We start from the raw sequence: 15964 nt of genomic DNA on the forward strand, positions 1-15964 counted from the left end.
GTCACCTCGTGCTTCCTGGTCTACCAGGGCATCCGCGCCAGCGGCATTCAGACCCTCGTTGCCTTCGGTGAGGGCCTCTACAAGAGGGCGCGGCTGACGGCCGCCATCCTCTCCGTCCTGATCGTCATCCTCGGGGTCGGGCTCCTCGGCCACACGTTGTGGAGGGGAGGCGATCTGCAGCCGCAGGCTGACTCGCTGCTCGCGGAGATGACCCCCGAGTTCCTCAAGAGCCTGGGGCGGAGTGCGGGCTTGATGCTCCTGCTGCTCCTCGGCTTCTACGTGCTGCAGGGCAGCGGCCGGCGCCTGATGGGCCGGGTCGAACAGGCGGTACATGAGCGCCAACTCCGGGAGACGCAGCGCGTCCACATCGAGAAGTTCCTGGCGTCTCTGCCCGCCGTCATTAACCTCGCACTCGCCAACGCCCTGGCGAACGTGGCGGTCGCGGCCCTGGGGGTGCCAGCCCTCGTGGAGTGGCTCATCACCACCACCTTGTACATCCTGCTCATCGTCACTGGCGGGCGGGCGCTCGTGTTCTTCCTCTACTTCGTGTCCCAGCGGCTGATCGAATCCTGGGCAGACAAGAGCCAGGGTACGCTGCTGGGGGAGTACTATGGGGCCCTGCGCAGGCTCCTGCCCGTGGGGCAGAAGAGCTTCGAGGCGATCATCTACATCTCGGCAGCGACCCTCGTCGTGCGCAAGTTCCAGGCCCTGGAGGCGTTCGCGCCCTATGGGCCGGTGCTGATCCGCGTCGTCTCGATGTTCTTCGCAGCCAGCGTCGTCGTCGAGTTCAGCCGCGTGATGATCTTACGGCTCCTCTCCTCCGGCGCGTCCCTCGCCGATGACGTGCAGCGGCGGCGCCACACGTTCGTCAACCTGCTCCAGAGCATCAGCAAGTACGTCATCTACTTCTGTGTGGGCATGATGGTCCTCACCGACCTCGGCATCGATCCCACACCGATCTTGGCAGGCGCCGGAATCGTGGGCCTCACGGTGGGGTTGGGGGCCCAGGCGATCGTCCAGGATCTGATCAGCGGCATCTTCCTCCTCTTCGAGGACCAGATCCTGATTGGCGACTACATCCGGATCGAGGAAACCGAAGGCGTGGTGGAGGAGATCACCCCTCGTGTCACACGCGTCCGGGATCGCTTCGGCCGACTGCACATCCTGCGCAATGGCGAGATCAAGAACGTCATCAACTACAGCCGAGGGTGGACGCTGGCCGTGGTGGAAATGAGCGTCGCGTACGAGTCGGACCTGAGGAAGGCGCTCCAGGTCATCGCCGATGTCAGCGCGAAGTTGCCGGAGAGGCTCCCGGGCAAGGCCATTGACCCCCCCAAGGTCATGGGGATCGAGAAGATTGACGACAGCTGCCTGCGGATCCGCATCGAGACGAAGGTCGCACCCGGCACGCACTTCGAAGTAAAGCGGGCGCTGCACATGCTGTTGGTGGAGGGCTTCCGCGACAACAACCTGGAGATTCCCTACCCCAAGACCGTTGGGATCGAGGTTTCCGGAGACCTGCCGTCCGAGAATACTTCCAAGACCACGCCAGCTTCCGCGTAAGCCAATCCCATCACCGAGTTGAGGAAGTTCTCCAGCACCGCTTCCCCAGCGCACCTCGACGGAAGCAGGAGCTCTCCATGACTTGGGTGACCCGGACGCGAACCAGCGTTTCCCAGCAGGCTCGAACGGAACGCTTCGACTCGGATGGCAATGGCTCCCTCGATGGCTCCAGGTCCGTGGTGGACCAGACCACCACCACGGAGACGTATCAGGAGTACGTCCCCTCCGAGCAGCCAGGAACGGGGATCGATCCGGGCGAGGGCGCCGTCCGCAAGGTCTCCACCCAGGTCCGGACCGATACCTTCGAGGACGCAAACCGCAACGGCAAAGTGGGCCCCAATGAGGCGCTCCTCTACAGCGACTTCGAGACGAGCAAGCGAGCCGCTCACCGATTCTGCCCCTGTCGCTGTCGGCAGTGACACGACCGGCCCCTCTGCTTCGTATGATGCGCAGGGCCAGCTGCTCCAGATCCAGGTGAGTGACCCCAACAAGGTCCAGATCGAGTACGCGGAGAACGGCAACATCCGGGTCAACATCGAGGGTGAGAGCTACGAGTTCGAGGACCCAGGCGCCATCGAGATCGTGGGGACTGACATCAACGACAGGGAGTACCTGTCCAAGCAGTGGGTCTTCGACGCGGAGTCCGGCGAGCTCTACGCCGACGCCGTGTACGCGGCGCCCGGGGAACCGGAGGGCATCGCCGTCACGTACCACCAGCAGGTGAATGAGGACAACGAGCCGCTCGTGGTCGCGTACGAGTCAGGCTACACGGCCCCAGGCGAATGGCACGGTGTGCCCAGCCAGGCGTGGATGGGCAACACCGAGCTCAGCATGACCGGTGGGGCGATCACGAATCCCAGCAACCCCACCGAGCTCATCGCCGCGTATCAGTCCCCCCAGACCGTCGAGTACGGGCTCTGGATGGCCACCGAGGCCACCGCGGACTGGCAGGCCTCCGCCGAGCAGGCCATCGCCGAGGGCCGGTTCCCCGGCATCACGGACGTCAGCCAGCTGATGTCCTTCGACAGCCCGGAGGGCGTGCAGCTCCTCATGGAGGTGACGGCCTCCCAGGGAGCAGAGGCAGGTGCCTCCTTCGAAGCTGATCTCATCGCGGCGGGCATGGATCCCGCCGATGCGGCGCTCTACGCCTCCCAGCTGGGGCGGCAGTACGTGGTGGGGACCCTCAACACGGCCATCGCAGCGACGCTGTCGCCCGAGGAGCTGCAGCAGATCCAGGCGGACGCGGAGGCTGCGGCCACCCAGCAGATGGGGATCCTTCCGGGGGACCCGCGCTACCCCACCGCGGTGGCGGGAATTGCGCAGGGCCTGATGATGGCGGAGTCGGCCCCGGTGCTGGATGGATATGGCGCCTTCTACGCCGACACCATCCAGGTCGGCTACCAGAGCTTCGTGGCCCAGGGAGGCGGCTCCCTCCAGGACTTCGTCCAGTCCCTCTCGTTGGAGCAGGGCCTCAGCCCCTCCGCGAATCCCCTCGAGTTCTCAGTCATCCGGAGTGTCGCGCTCGCCAACGATCCCGCCGTGGCTTCGCTGAGCGAGCCGGAGTGGAACGCCTTCTTCGAGTACCCCTGGCAGGACTACGCGGCGGTCCAGTCCGGAGCCCCCGCTCCTGCTGGCTATCAGCCGCCGGGCGCGGAGCTGCTCTCGGTCTATGAGAGCACGCAGCAGGTCGACACCGCCATCAACACGGGCGTCATCCACGGCTGGCGTGCGCAGCATGACCGCTACATCGAATCCTGGCTGGGCGAAGGCGGGATGATGGAGCAGATCGACCAGGCGGGCGGCGGCGTCTTTGCCGAGGGCGTGCTCTGGGCCTATGAGAACTTCCCTGCGCTCAGCATGGTCCCGGGAGGTTCGCTGCTCTCCTCGGTGGCGGGCACCCACCCCACGCTCGAGTCCCTCTTCGGGCCGGCCACCAACCGGGCCGAGGCGGAGGCGGCGATTCGCGCGCTGGATGCGGAGATGCAGGGCTTCTTCGCTTCGCTCGATCCCGCTGAGATGTCCTTCTCGGAGCTGCTGAGCACGGAGAGCTCCTACGAGACGCTGCTCACGGACAATGCGTCCGGGATCGGTGCCTTCGGCGAGGCCTACTCCCAGAGCCTGGGTTACGCGAACGTGGGGGGCGAGATCGTCAAGACGGTGGGCGTGGTGGGTGCGACGCTCCTCACCTTCACGGGCGTGGGAACGGGGGCGGGAGCGGCGTTCCTGGCTTCGGTCTTCGTCGGGACTGGCACCCGGATCGGGCTGGACATGCTCGACCGGAAGCTGGACGGCGAGAAGTACGATCTGAACGATCTGGGAGACAGCGCGCTGCGGGGAGCCTTCGACTCCAGTACCGCGCTGATCTCGTACATCGGCTCAGCCCAGGCCTTCCGCGCCGCCAACGCCGCGGGGCAGTCCTGGGGGCTGGCCGCCGACCAGGCGAAGTGGCTGGGCCGCCTGGCAGGCTTCGGGGCGGAGACCGCCATTGATGGCACATTCACGATGGCCTCCTCGCTGGTGGGGGGACAGAGCTTCGAGGAGGGACTCTTCAACGTCGCGCTGGGGGTGGGCGTCAACCTGGCCTTCTCATCGGCCTTTGGCTTCGACTACGACACCCGCATCGTCAACCGGGCGATGATCACGGAGGGCGCGGACGCGGGCTCCTTCCGCTTCACGCTCGCGGAGGGCACCGAGAGAATCGTTCCTCCCTGGGCCGGCAGCCTGCACGAGGCGACGATCGAGCTTGCCTCGGCCGGCCATGTCTCGGGTTCCACCTTCCCGAACTGGGGCGAGTGGGACGTGCGGCTGCGGCAGGACACCTTCGATGCGGTCGCTCCCATCGCGCAAGAGGGCTATGAGAACAACCTGTGGAAGGACGTGAAGAATCCCTACAAGCGCGAGGAGTTCGTCAACCAGTGGCTGCAGGAGATCGAGAACACCGCGGCCAAGGTCCAGGGAAGGCCGCCCGCCAAGGTGCTGTTTGCCCCGTTCCCCAATGCTCCGAACCAGATGGGCACCTACAACCCCGCGGCGAACGTCATCACCATCAACCAGAACCTGCTGCTCAAAGGCAAATCGTGGGACGCGTTCATGAACACCGTGCTGCACGAGGGCCGGCACGCCTTCCAGTTCTTCGCCATAGACGAAGGCACCTTCGCCGCCGACTTCACCGGGGAGATGTCGACGAACGCGAGCAACTACGTCACTTATTCTGAAGAACCTGGGGGCTATCAGCGCTATCGCGAACAGCCGATGGAAGCAGACGCCTGGAGCTTTGGTGCCGAGCTGTCACGGGCCTTGCTCGACCATGTCAGCCACACGGAGCTGGACGACCTTCGTGGCTCACTCTTCAGCGAATAGGAGTCGCTCCCGTGTCCATGGAGAGAACGATGGCAGGAATGTCCGAGCAGGAAGTCCTGAGGCGGTGTGAGCGCCTTCGCGCCAAGGGCACTCCGGAAGAAGAGCTGAGCCAGGTGCTCACGGAGCTCTCGAGGCTCAGTCCGCTGGAGTGGAGTGCGTCAACGCGGTCCGCCCTCATCCGCGCGGTGGGGACGCTGCTACCTTGGGAACATGCACCCCTGCGCCGCCGCGCCCTCCAATTCCTCACGGAGTGGGGTTCTCCCGAGGCCTATGAGGAGATCGCGAGCTTCATCGAGCGCTGCGAAGCCGAGGAGGTGGGGATGGGGACCATCGAGTGGTTTGCGCGAGTGGTTCGCGGCGGGCGCGAAGGAACGAGCCTGGCCCAGACTGCGTTCGCCGAGGTCGCCGTCAATCCCGCTCGTCCCGACCGCCTGCGTGGCACCGCCCTGACCGGACTCCTCTTCCTGGCGGGCCGGCTCACAGAGGAAGAGTGGCAGCGCGCCCGGAGGGAGATCTCCCAGATGGCCGTCCCCTGGGGCTGGGTCCAAGGCTATCTCAGGGTCCTCCCAGACTGACTGTGGACCCTGCCGTTTCTCAAGGAGCCGTGGCGGGCGCGGGTTGGATCTCCGCCAGCACTTTCTCGTCAATGTGAATCTCGGTGCGCTCCCGCAGCTGCTTGACCAGGGACTCCAGGGCCTGAGTGCGGCGCTCGGACAAGAGGCGGGACTCGATGCGCTCCTTGACCGACTCCAGGGGGTGGTTGAGGCCTGCCTGGCGCAGCGTCAGCTGGATCAGGTGGAAGCCCTTCTCTGTCTCCACCAGCGGCCCCAGCTCGTTGGGCGACTGCAGCGCGAAGGCCGCCTGTGAGAGCGCCGCCCCCCACGCCTGCGTCAGCTCCTCGGCGGTCCTCAGGCCCAGGTCTCCTCCCAGGGCCTTGCTAGGTGCATCATCCGAGCGCTCACGCACCAGCTCCTCGAAGCCTCCCGGCCGCGCTTCCGCCTGCTTCGCCCGGGCGCGAGCCAGCAGCGCCAGGGCCTCGGCCTTGACCTGCGCCCGCCGCGCGTCCCCCTGTGGTGATGCGAGGAAGAGGTGGCTCAGCCGGACCTGCTCCGGCCGGACGAACTCGGCACGGTGCTCCTCGTAGTACTGGCGCACCTCCGGCTCCGTGGGGGGCTTCATCTCCTCCGTCACCTGCCGGATCAGTCGCTGCACCATCAGCTTGCGCAGCGCCTCCTGTACCTCGGGATCCTTGTCCAGCCCCCGCTGCTGCGCCTCCTGGGCCAGCACCTCGAACTGGATCATCCCGCTCAGGAACTCCTGCTTCCGCTCCGTCGTGGTGTAGCGGGACCGGATGAAGGGAGCCTGCTCGTCCAGCCGCGCCTTGTACTGCGCCGCCGTGATGGCCGCCGTGCCCACCTTGGCCACGATGGGCCCTGCTGATGGATCCGGCTCTTTCCCTCGGCAACCCGCACTCATGGTGATGGCCACCAGACAGCAAGTGAGCCCGAACACGCGCCTCATGGTGAAGATCTCATTGGTGCTCCAAACGCCGTTTCCAAGGTCATGGCCGACCCATGCTTTTCAGGGTAGGTCCCCTGCGGCAGGAAGTAATAGATAGTCCGCGTTCTGTGAAGAGGCTGGAGCCTTGCACGGCAGGGTTCGGGGGCGGAGTGCGGTTCGTTCTCTTGATGATCGTGGCTGTGGGCGCCGCCTGCACTGCAGAGGCTCCTGGGGCGAGCAGTGTGTCTGATGCGGGGCGACCTGTGGGCACGGTCGTGGGCCGCTTCGCCGGGGGTGAGGTCCTCACCGCGGAAGAGGTGTCGCGCGAGGCGGCGAAGCTGCCCCCCGCCCTCAGAGAGCAGTTCGAGACTCCCGCGGGCCGCCGCGAGTTCGCGCGATCGATCATCGACAAGCGCCTGCTGGTGCTCGAGGCCCGCCGGCGGAAGCTGACGGAGGATCCGGAGCTGCGCCGCCAGGTGCGCGAGCTGGAGGAGCGGCTGGCGGTGCAGGCGCTGCTGGCCCAGGAGGAGGCCGCGGCGGGGAGCCCCTCGGAGCAGGAGCTTCGGGCCTGGTTCAACGCGCACCGGGAGGAGCTGACCCGCCCCGAGCAGGTGAGGGTGGGCCGTGTCCTGGTGAGCGTGGGCTCGAAGGCCTCGGAGGCGGAGCGCAGCCGGGCCCGGAAGAAGGCGGAGGCGCTGGCGGCGCGCCTGAAGCGCGGAGAGGCTCTGGCGCAGGTGGCGCGCGAGGGCGACGGTGCCGAGCGGATGCAGGGAGGTGAGCTGGGCCTGGTGGCGCGGGGGGGAGGGCTGGAGCCCGCGCTGGAGCAGGCCGCCTTCGCCCTGGAGCGGCCCGGCGCCGTGTCCCCGGTGGTGGCCGTGCGAGAGGGGTTCGCCGTGCTCCAGCTCCTGGAGCGCAAGCCGCCGCGAGTGCCGGCCTTCGAGGAGGTCCGCGCCGAGGTGGAGGGACGCATGGCCCCTGCGCGCAAGCGGCAGGTGTTTGACGCGATCCTGGCGAGGCTGCGCCAGGAGGCCGCGGTCGAGCTGGTGGAAGCGAGGAAGGCGCCATGAGTCTGCCGGCGAAGCTCTCCGGACTGCTGCTGATGATTGGGGTGGTGGCGGGCTGCCGGGACAACGCGCCGGCCGTGCCCGTCAAGGCCCCGGAGACGCTGGAGCAGGTGAAGGCCTCCGCCGTCAATGGCACCGATGACCGGGTGGATGTCTATGCCCACTCCGACTCCACCCTGCGCAGCCGGGCCATGCAGTCCACGGTGGCGCTGATGAGCGCGGGTGATCTCAACGTCTCGAACCCCAACAACGTCACCTTCAAGGCGCAGACGTTGGGCACGGCCTACAACCTCTGCGGCAGCGAGCGTTTTCGAGCCGATCCGGTCCCGGCGTTCTGCTCTGGAACCTTGATTGACGACGATCTCGTGCTGACGGCCGGCCACTGCATCCCCAGCCCCGCGGAGTGCGCCAATACCCGCTTCGTCTTCAAGTTCTACAGGACGGGCTCCTCCTCCCTGGAGACCGTCACCACGGCTGACATCTTCAGCTGCCAGAGCCTCGTGCTCCGTGAGCAGGGCGTGGTGAACGGCCGGAATCTGGACTACGCCCTCGTCCGGCTGGATCGCCCCGCCACCCCCCGCTTCACGCCCGCCCCCTTGCGTGCTGGCACCCGCCCGATGGCCACGGGCGAGCGGGTGGCCACCATTGGGGCGAGCAGCGGTACTCCCTTCAAGATTGACTCGGCAGGCACGGTGCTGGAGCCCCGCGCGGGCGTGCTGGACTACTTCATCGCGTCGACGGACACGTTCAACGGCAGCTCCGGCGCGGGCGTCTACGAGCTGAGCGGCTACGCCGTGGCGGGCATCCTGGTGCGCGGCGACAAGGACTACGCCCTCAATGGAAGCTGCCGTGTCGCCAGGGTGTGTGGTGAGACAGGCTGCCGGGGCGAGGACATCACCTATGTCCGCCCGGTCATCGAGGCCTACTGCCAGGCCGCGTCCAGCGCGCGCCTGTGCCCGCCCGGCGAGGCTTCGCCTCCGCCCAACACCTACGACTTCGTCGCCGCCAATACCCAGACGGCTCAGCAGAACACCGTGAATCGGACGGTGACGCTGGCGGCGGGCGCGCCATTCACCGTGGGGACCTGCGGCTTCGTGCGTGCCTCCAGCAGTGGAGACACCTACCTCCGGCTGCTTCGCCCCGATGGCACCGAGGCCGCCTTCAGTGACGATGCCTGTAGCGGTCGCGGCTCGCAGATCCTCTTCACGGCCGAGACGGCGGGCGAGTACGAGATTCGGGTGGGCTGCCACGGGGACGAGAGCTGCAGCGGCACCGTCGCGTGGTTCCTGGGCGCATATATAGGCAGTCAGGCCTATAGCGCTTCCAACACCGGTTCAGCCACGGTGAACACCGTCAACTGGGATCTCTACCTCCTGGAAGGGCACACGCTCCGTATTGGCACTTGTGGCGTCGAGGGCGCGAGCGGAGTGGGAGATACCTATCTGCGGATCTATGGGCCCACGGGCGCTCAAGTGGCGGCAAACGATGATGCCTGCGGCAGTCTGATGACCCACATCGTCTACGCTGTGCCCGCAGGGGCTTCCGGCATCTATCAGGTCCGTGCTGGCTGCTACTCGGGTGGCGGCTGCAACGGGACCGTGGCTTGGAGCATTCAATGACGCGAGCCGCGCTGCTGATGTTGGTGCTGCCGCTGACGGCCTGGTCCGCGACGGTGACGTCCGCCTACCCCGTGATGCCGCTGCGTCCGGGGGCCCAGACCGTGGAGGTGGGCGTCGAGGTCCAAGGTGCTGCCGAGCAGGTGCTCATCTCCGTGAGCGGGCAGTCCGCCACCCGGGGGACCTTCGCCTCGCTGGCCAATGTGGTGGTGGATAGAGATCTGGCGGGGGCCGTGGCCTTCCATGTGCTCGTGCCGCTCTCTCAGCCCTTCCCGGCGGATGGTGTGCTGGAGGTGGTGGCTCGGCCCGTGGGAGAAGGAGAGGGCACGGCCCTCACCACGCGCTTCGATGCCGCGGCCCCTCCGCCCCGGTTCGGCCGGGCGCTGCTGCGAGTGCGCGCTGATCTCTCCACCCGGACGATCACCCTGGAGCTGTCCTATGAGGGGGCCGCCGTCGCCGCCGAGGCCACCGTGCTGGGCGCCTCCGCCGAGGAGCTCCGCCGCGTCCACGGCAGCCTGGAGGATGTCGAGCCCCTCTCCTTCGCTCAGGCCCGCCGTGTCCTGGCGCGCCCCTCCACCGCTACCCCGGGCCGGATCTCCTTCGCCGTCCCCATCACCGCGGAGCAGATCCCCCATGACGGGGTGGTGATCGCGGACGTCGCGCTCAAGGATGCCTTCGGCCGCACGGTGCACACCTCGGCCGTCGAGTTTACCCAGTCCTCCACGTTCGATCCCGTGGTGGGCGTGTCCGTGCAGCCCTCGCCGCTGCTGCTCTCCGAGGGCTTTGGACAGCGCGTGCCCTTGCAGGTGACGGGCAGCTTCTCCCTCGCGGGCGACGTGGATCTCTCCGGGCCACACCGGGGCGTGCGCTACCGCTCGCTGGACGAGGGGGTGGCCACCGTCACCGATGACGGGCAAGTCGTGGCGCGGGCCAACGGAGAGACGGACATCGAGGTGGCCTATGCGGGCTACACCGCCACCGCGCACGTGGTGGTGGACTCCACCGCGGTGGTGGAGCGGCTGGAGGTGCTGCCTGTCTCCCCTGTCATTCCCCGTGTGGGGGGCTCGATGCGGCTGGGCCTGGAGGGGGTGCTGAGCAATGGGCGCCGGGTGGATCTGTCCTCTCGCGCGCTGGGCACCACCTGGAGCAGCCTGGATTCCACTGTCCTCACCGTGGCCGCGGACGGGCGCGCCACCGGCCTGCGTCCTGGCACCGCGCGCGTGGAGGCCCACCACGCCGGCTACTCGGCGATGCGTGTCGTGGAGGTGCTGGATGGGCCTCCGGAGATCCGCCTCTCCCCGCCGGAGCGGGTGGTGGCCGGCGCCGAGTTCGAGCTGAGAGCCCAGGCCCAGGACGACGTGGCGCTGGCCTATGTGGAGTTCCTCGTCAACGGGGTGGTGGCCTCGCGGGTGAGCGCGCCTCCCTATGTGCTCGAGCTGCGCGCCCCACCCGTGGCTGGGGGGGAGATGCTGCTGGGGGCGGTGGCAGTGGACTCGCGCGGCACGCGGACTCGCGCCACGGACGTCACCGTGAAGGTGCAGCGCGGACAGGGGCCCAGCACGCAGCCCGTTGTCTACGAGCAGCCCCTGCCTGGGGCCCTGCTGCTGGAGGGGCTGCCGCAGACCGTGAGCGTCACCAGCGGAGACTGGCGCGGCGGACTGCTGTCTTCCCGGGACTTCCAGCTCGTGCGCTTCTATGCAGATGGCGCCCTCATTGGCACCAGCCGGGCGCCGCGCATGGATGTGCGCAAGCTGGTGGTCGAGCCGGGCACGCCCGCCACGCTCATCGGCGTGCCGCTGTGGGAGGTGAGCTACCTGCCGCGCGCAGGCACGGCCGGGACCGTCGTGTCCCTCTATGTGGAGGCGGTGGATGCCCAAGGGGCCACGGCGCGCGGGGCCACCTTGCTGGTGCGGATCGCACGGGACGGAGCGCCGCTCGTCTCGCTCCGGCGGCCCTCGGGGCCCCGCGTCCAGGCCACGGCAGGCCGGCCGCTGACGCTGGAGGGGCTCGTCGAGGATGATGCCGTCACGCTCGGGGTGGAGCTCTCCCTGTTCGTGGATGGCTCGCAGGTGTCCACCACGCGGCTGGTAGGGGAGGGGCTCGGTGGATCCCGCGCCGGCTCCGCGCCCTTCACCCTCGAGTGGACACCTCCCACCTCCAGCGTGGGCCGGCTCGTGCGGCTGCAGGTCTCTGCCCGGGATGCGGCGGACCATGAGGCCCGCGCCTCGCTGGAGGCCGCCGTCGTCGCGGATGCGCCGCCCCAGGTGTCCCTCCAGACGCCGGCGCCGGGCAGCCAGGTGCTCGCGGGCACCTCGCAGCTCCTCACTGCCTCGGTGGTGGATGACAGTGCGGGGCCGGTGGAGGTGACCTGGCGCGTGAACGGAGTCCCCGTGGGGGCCTCGCGCGAGCCGCCCTACCGCACCGCCTGGTCCGTCCCCGTCGCGGCCGCCGGGACGACGCTCCACCTCCAGGCCACCGCGCGGGATGCGACGGGCAACGAAGCCCAGGCCACCGGCGAGGTGTTCGTCGTCTCCGACAGCTCCCGCCCCACTGTCTCCATCGTCGTGCCGCGCCCGCTCGCGGAGGTGCCAGAGACGCAGGATCTGGTGGTGTCGGTGGCCGGGCAGGACGACGCCACGGTGACCCGCGTGGAGCTGCTGCTCGAGGGAGAGGTGCTGGCGACCGATGACGCTCCTGGCCCCAATGGGGCGCAGCCGGGCTCCTTCCTCACCCACACCTTGCTGCGCTCCGCCCAGCTGCTGGGGCGTGAGCAGGTCCGGCTGGGCGCCCGTGCCTATGACGCCTCCGGCAACATGGGCGCCGCACCCGAGGTGCTCGTCAAGGTGATGCCTGACGCGGCGCCCACCGTCAGCTTCGTACTCCCCGCGGCCGGCTCGCGGGCGACGATCGGCACGCAGTTGGAGCTGATCGCCAATGCGGATGACGACGTGGCGGTGTCCACCGTGGAGTTCTTCGCGGACGGGCACTCCGTCTGCAGCGCCGTCCTGCCGCCCTACCGCTGCACGATCCCCGTCACCGGCCCTGCGCGCACCCTCACCCTGCGCGCCGTGGCCTCGGACTCCGGTGGGCGCAGCACTCCCGTGGAGGTGGCCGTCCAGGTGAACGAGGATCGCGAGCCGCCGCTGGTGGCCTTCCGCGCCCCCGCCGAGGGCAGCTTTACCTTCGCCGGGCGCACCCTCTCTGTCGAGGTGGCGGCCAGCGATGACGTGGGCGTGCGTGACGTCCGGCTGGAACTGGACGGGCAGCCCGTGGGCACCCAGAGCGGTGGCACGGTGGATGGGCTCTATCGCCTCTTCCGCTGGCAGGTGCCGATCCCCGTGGGGGCGGCCGGACGCACGCTGGTGCTGAAGGCGGTGGCCGCGGACACCTCGGGCCTCACGCGAGAGCGCTCGCTGGAGGTGCGTGCCCGCAGGGATGAGGTGCCGGTGGTCTCCATCACCTCTCCGGCGCCCAACAGCTTCTATAAGGAGGGAGAGGATGTCCGCCTGGTGGTGACGGTGGCGGATGACGAGGGTGTCACCGGCCTGGTGGGCCTGTCCGGAGGCCAGCGGCAGGGGCCGCTGCCGGACTCCGGGCCACTGCTGGATGTCTCCAGGCCCCTGGTGCTCACCGTCCGAGCGCCCTCCCTCTTCCGGGGCGAGCCCCCCACCGTGGGGGCGGAGGCGCGCGATACCGCCCGCCAGTCCGGCGTGGCCACGGTGGCGCTCCAGGTGGCGCGAGACACCGAGCCTCCCTCGGCGATGATGCTCTCGCCGCTGCCCCCCGCCACCGGCCGGCTTCAGGTGAACGAGGGCGGAGCCTTCTCGCTGCGCATCAACGTGGAGGACGACGTGCGAGTGGTGCGCGTCGCCGCGGTAGTGGATGGGCAGGAGGTGCCAGCGGAGAACGGCCGGGAGCCGCTCGCGCCGCAGAGTGAGCGCTTCGAGGAGGTGCGGAGCTCCAACCCGGTGATGCCGGGGGAGATCCTCATCAGCCGCCGCTACCTGGGCACCTTCTCCGGCACGGTGGGCCTGGGCCGGTACCCGCCGGGCCTGCACACGCTCGCGTCCCGCGCGTACGACGCGGGGGGCAATGCCACCACCACCCCGGAGGTGGCCTTCGAGATCCTCGAGGTGCAGGATCTGACACCGCCTCGGGTGACGCTGACGCTGACGGGAGGGCCGGACGAGCGCACGTGCGTGGCCGGCGCGCCGCTGGTGCTGAGGGTGAGCGCGACGGATGACGTCTCGATCCACGAGGCCTCGCTCACCTTCGAGGGCGAGCCCGTGGCGATCAGCGAGCCTCCCGAGCAAGGGCCTCGGACCTGGCAGGAGGAGATCCCCTTCCAGCTCCCGCCGCTCGGCGCCGCGGGCCGCCGCACCGTCACCTTCCTGGCCCGGGTGACGGACGAGGCCCAGCACACGGGCGTGGTGAGCCGCAGCTGCGAGCTGACTCCGGACACACCTCCCATGGTGCTGGTGGCAGAGCCTGCGGAGCGTGCCACCCTCACGGAGGAGCGCACCGAGCCTGTCCACGTGGACGTGCGCGACGACGTGGGCGTGCGGCGGGGGTTGAGGGTGCTGTCCACCTCGGCGGTGGTGGTGCCGGGCCTGGGGGACTTCGAGGTGGAGGCGCCGGCGGCGCACGAGGGGTTGGGTGCGCCTCGCGCCACCCTGGTGGTGGGGGATGGGCCGGGTTTCACGGTCGAGGCCGTGGAGGGGCGGCTCCGTGTCTCGCCTCAGGGAGAGGGGCAGGGGACTGACAGGAATGCCTCGGGACGCTTGCGCGTGGACGTGGAGCCTTCGCCAGGCGGCCATGGCGTCCAGGCTCAGGTGCGCTACCGCTACACCGTGAAGCCGGGGCATGAGGGCAACGCCGCCCTCCAGGCCTTCCGCTCTGCGTTCCCGGAGGGCATGGGCAGCCTCACGCTGTCCGCGCCCTCCTTCTCCGCGGATCTGTCCTTCCCTGCTCAGGACATCGAGCTGGAGCAGGTGGACATCCGACTGTCCAAGGTGTCCGCGGGCGCCGAGGAGCTGGCGGTGACTCGCCTGGGCCTGCGCGGCTGGGGCACGCCGCTGCTTCAGCTCCGCGCGGAGGCTGCCGGAGAGCGGGTGGCCGTGCAGCGCTGGAGCATGGGCCAGGCAGGCTCCCGTCCGGGAGAGGTGAAGCGGGTGGAGGGCTCGGTGTGGTTGCCGTCCGGCCAGGCTCCGCGCGAGGCGCGGCTGACGGTGCTGGCCGAGGATGGTGCGGGCCTGGTGGGCAGCGCCGAGATCCCGCTCCTCACGCGCACGGACACGGAGCCTCCCACCGTCTCTCTCCGCTCTCCCGCCAACGGCTCGGCGGTGGTGGAGGACACCGTCTTCGAGGTGCTGGTGGACGCTCAGGACAACGCGCGTCTGGATCAGCTCGAGCTGTGGGTGGATGGCGTGTCGCGCCAGGTGATGCATGTGGGGCCCGTGCCCTCCGGCCCGCCCCAGCCCTACCGCTTCTCGCTCTCTCTCCCGCTGCCGGCCTCGGGGTACCCGGCCGCGCTGTCGGTGGTGGCCCGGGATGGAGCGGGCAGCGCCACGGCCTCTGATACCTCCTACGTGCGGGTCGTTCCCGACGTGGCGCCGTCGGTGACCTTCCAGTCCCTGGCGTCCGCGGTGGAGGAGTTCACCCGCGCCGAGCTGGACAGCGGCTACGTCATCATGCTGCAGGGCACCGCCGCCACGCTGGGCGTGCTGCTCCAGGATGACGCGGGCCTGGCCTCCTGGAGGGTCTTGTTCGGCGAGCAGGTGGTGAAGGAGCAGTCCTTCACCGGCGCGCCCCGGGAGCTCACCCAGCACGTGACGTTCACTCCTCCGGTGGGTCGGGATGGAGCTCCCGCTGTCCTGCTCGTGTCCGTCACGGACACCGCGGGCCACACCCGGCAGGCGCGGCTGCTCGTCGAGTCCCGTCGGCCCCGGGCGCCCTCCCTGGCGCTGGCCGCACCCACGCCTGGCGCCACCATCGCCGAGGGCAGCATCCAGCTGCTCTTCGACGCGGTGGCGGTGGACGACACCCAGGTCGCCCACGTCCAGCTGTTCATCAACGGCCAGCGCGCGCTGATCCTCTCCGGCGGAGATCCCATCCCATGGACGCTGGATCCGCTGTCAGGTTCCGTCGTCATCACGGATCCCGCGCTCCGGCAGGCCGTGGCCGCGCTGCCTCCCGAGGACAGGGATCTGCAGCGGCTGAAGCACTACCGCGGGCAGGTGAATCTGCCTCCCGGCTTCGTGGCGCTGGTGCCAGGGCGGCCGGACGCGGCCCTGCAGCTGCGCACCGTCGCCACGGACAGGGAGGGCCATGACACGGTGATCGATCAGCCGCTGCGCATCGAGGCGGATGTGGCGACGCCACTGGCGGACGTGCTGCGGCCCGTGCTGGGGCGCAACGTGGTGGAGGCCACCTCCGTGCTCGTCGAGGTGTCGGCGCGGGACAACGTGCTGGTGGATCGCGTGGAGATCCTGGCGGGCCCCAGCGCCTCTACGCTTAGCGTGGTGCACGTGGCGAGCGGCTTCCCGCCCACCAACGCCGTGCCGGGCTCGCCCTTCGATGTGTACGCGCCCCTGGTGCGGTACTCGCTCACGGTCCCCTCGCTGGCGCAGCTGGGGTCCACCGTGCCGGTGCCGTACTTCGTCGCCGCGCGGGCCCGCGACATCAGCGGCAACTGGACGGCGCCCGCGGACTTCGTCATCCAGCACATCGAGATCATCCAGGACCAGCCGCCGGGGGTCTCCATCCTCTCGCCCGCGGATGGCACCCCCGCGGTGGCCAACAGCACGCTCACCGTGGTGGTGATGGCCGAGGATGACGTGGCCGTCGGCAACGTGCGCCTGG

8 protein-coding genes are annotated in these 15964 nt (G+C 69.2%); 7 read left to right on the forward strand and 1 reads right to left on the reverse strand.

Annotated features, from left to right (window positions below; genetic code table 11):
* The 4 genes from VD972_RS26910 to VD972_RS26925 all read left to right on the forward strand — a co-directional run.
* Positions 1–1563: mechanosensitive ion channel family protein (locus VD972_RS26910; protein WP_324991609.1), on the forward strand; the 1563-nt coding region annotated here is incomplete at its 5' end.
* A 77-nt stretch (positions 1564–1640) separates the two neighbouring features.
* Positions 1641–1982, forward strand: coding sequence for a hypothetical protein (locus VD972_RS26915; RefSeq protein ID WP_324991610.1), 342 nt, complete (start codon positions 1641–1643; stop codon positions 1980–1982).
* Positions 1983–2037: 55 nt separating this feature from the next.
* Positions 2038–4923, forward strand: coding sequence for a hypothetical protein (locus tag VD972_RS26920; protein ID WP_324991611.1), 2886 nt, complete (start codon positions 2038–2040; stop codon positions 4921–4923).
* 29 nt (positions 4924–4952) lie between these two features.
* Positions 4953–5498 (forward strand): hypothetical protein, encoded by a 546-nt coding sequence (locus tag VD972_RS26925; protein ID WP_324991612.1) that lies wholly within the window; start codon positions 4953–4955, stop codon positions 5496–5498.
* 19 nt (positions 5499–5517) lie between these two features.
* Here the strand turns inward: VD972_RS26925 and VD972_RS26930 are convergent, their stop codons facing one another.
* Entirely contained in the window at positions 5518–6444 is a 927-nt protein-coding gene (locus VD972_RS26930) for a peptidyl-prolyl cis-trans isomerase (RefSeq protein ID WP_324991613.1), read from the reverse strand.
* A gap of 242 nt (positions 6445–6686) precedes the next feature.
* Between VD972_RS26930 and VD972_RS26935 the strand changes: the two genes are divergently transcribed.
* The 3 genes from VD972_RS26935 to VD972_RS26945 all read left to right on the forward strand — a co-directional run.
* Positions 6687–7490 (forward strand): peptidylprolyl isomerase, encoded by an 804-nt coding sequence (locus VD972_RS26935; protein WP_324991614.1) that lies wholly within the window; start codon positions 6687–6689, stop codon positions 7488–7490.
* On the forward strand, positions 7487–9106 hold the full coding sequence (locus VD972_RS26940) for a serine protease (RefSeq protein WP_324991615.1): 1620 nt from the start codon (positions 7487–7489) through the stop codon (positions 9104–9106). Before VD972_RS26935 ends, VD972_RS26940 begins: the two co-directional genes overlap by 4 nt.
* Positions 9103–15964: Ig-like domain-containing protein (locus VD972_RS26945; protein ID WP_324991616.1), on the forward strand; the 6862-nt coding region annotated here is incomplete at its 3' end. The genes VD972_RS26940 and VD972_RS26945, both read left to right, overlap by 4 nt.

It is taken from the genome of Hyalangium sp. (genome assembly GCF_035629615.1).
Lineage (GTDB): Bacteria > Myxococcota > Myxococcia > Myxococcales > Myxococcaceae > Hyalangium.